At 69.0% G+C, this 1,163-nt stretch carries 1 protein-coding gene; it reads left to right on the forward strand.

Going from position 1 to position 1,163, the window contains the following annotated elements:
• Window positions 1–73: 73 nt before the first annotated feature.
• Window positions 74–1,163, forward strand: a 1,090-nt coding sequence (locus ABZ646_RS47050; protein WP_360534033.1) for a hypothetical protein, incomplete at its 3' end; no start/stop codon positions are given.

Raw genomic sequence — 1,163 nt, forward strand, 5'->3', positions numbered from 1 at the left:
GGTCTCGGCGTGAACATGATGAACGACCTGCGTACCGCAGTCTACGCCCAGCTCCAGCGGATGCCACTGGCTGGTGCTGGTCGACGGCCTCGACGAGATCACCGATCCCGACGAGCGGAAGGACGTCCTGAAGACCGTGGCGAACGCGGGTGACGACTACGCGTTCGTCGTGGCCACCCGCCCGCTGCACGAAACCGAACTCGGCATCCTCGGCCCCGAGGTCCCGCGCTACCACCTGGAACCGTTCGCCCCCGACGAGCTGGAACACGTCGCGACCGGCTGGTTCACCGCCCTCGGTGTCACCGAACCGGAGAACGGCGCACGACAGTTCCTCACCGCGATCGGCAGGGCCCAGCTGACCGACCTGGTCCGCGTCCCCCTGACGATGTCCATGCTCTGCCAGCTCTGGGCCAGGGAGCCCGGCGGACCGCTGCCGCGTGGGCGCGGCGAGATCTACGGGCATTTCGTCGAGTCGCTGCAAGCGCGTCAGTACCACGCCCATGCCCTGGAACAGGCCCGGGCCGCCATGAGGCAGTACGGCTCCGACGCGGAGGCCGGCGCGGAGCGGGCCGTCCTGGGCCTCCAGAACATGCTCGCCGCCGTTGCCCACCACCTGCTGCTCGCAAAGCGTGGGGATGGCGACAGGACCGTCCTCGACCTCGTCCTTCAGCACCCGGGTGCCGGGCGGCCGGCGGCGGTGCCGAAGAAGCGCTGGCGGGACTTCCTGGAGTCCGCGCTGTGCGGCACAGGACTGCTGACCCGAGGCTCGGACGACCTCGTCTTCACCCACCAGACGTTCATGGAGTACTTCGCCGCCCGCCACGTCGTCGGTGACGAGGCGAGACTGCGCGTCGTCTTCCGCAAGACCTTCGTCCGTCCCGCCCGGTACCTACCAGGCAAGGACCTCTCCCCGGGGATCAGGCCACGGCTGCCGCTCAGCCGGTACTGGAAGCCGCCCCGGTACGACCCGTTCGACGGCTTCCTCCTCGACCTCACGCCTCAGGGCCACCCGCTCAAAAGAGAGTTCCTGAGCCGCATGGCCTCGGCACGTGCGGGCCTCGACGGCTACGACTACCTGGGCAAGCTGACGAGATCGGGCGTTTTCCTGCCCGGCGACATCATCGTCAGCACCGTGGGTCTGCTCCGCCGACTGGTCAGCGACC

The organism is Streptomyces sp. NPDC007162, from assembly GCF_040634175.1.
Lineage (GTDB): Bacteria > Actinomycetota > Actinomycetes > Streptomycetales > Streptomycetaceae > Streptomyces.